The sequence below is a fragment of the Mesorhizobium sp. M7A.F.Ca.CA.002.15.2.1 genome (assembly GCF_003998715.1).
Classification (GTDB): Bacteria; Pseudomonadota; Alphaproteobacteria; order Rhizobiales; family Rhizobiaceae; genus Mesorhizobium; species Mesorhizobium ciceri.
Map to the genome: position 1 here is coordinate 1 of NZ_RZPI01001235.1, position 535 is coordinate 535.

At 63.4% G+C, this 535-nt stretch carries 1 protein-coding gene; it reads right to left on the reverse strand.

Annotated features, from left to right (window positions below; translation table 11 throughout):
* Positions 1-412: RNA 2',3'-cyclic phosphodiesterase (gene thpR, locus ENZ74_RS33855; protein ID WP_127313382.1), on the reverse strand; the 412-nt coding region annotated here is incomplete at its 3' end.
* Positions 413-535 lie beyond the last annotated feature (123 nt).

The window sequence follows — 535 nt, forward strand, 5'->3', positions numbered from 1 at the left end:
GATATTGGGCAACGTCCAGCGGGGTCGAATTGCGCAAGCGCGCCAGCGTCACATGCGGCATGAATTTGCGCGGGTCGGCCGGGATGCCGAGCCGCTGGCAGATGCGGTCGACCTCACCTTGAAGGGCGGCCAGATCGGGCGAGGCGGAAGCGCCCGCCCATACCGCATGCGGCTTCTTCTGGCCGAAAGCGCCGACGCCGGTCAGCGCCAGCGAGAAAGAAGGGCGGTGGACGCGGTCGAGCGCGTTGGCGATCTCGTCGGCGACATGGCCGGGAACATCGCCGATGAAGCGCAGCGTCAGATGGTAGTTTTCGACGTCGATCCAGCGAGCTCCCGGCAAGCCGCCCCGCAGCAGGGACAGCGAAAGGGCAGCGTCACGCGGAATTTCGAGGGCGGTGAAAAGACGCGGCATGAAGAGCCTCCCTTCCTCGAATCGAACTGTCACCCATAGCGAATCATCGATAGTCAAACGGAGCAAGAGGTTTGTTGGCCACAGTCCCTGTTAAAAGCTCGCCGGGCGGAAACAGTTCCAACC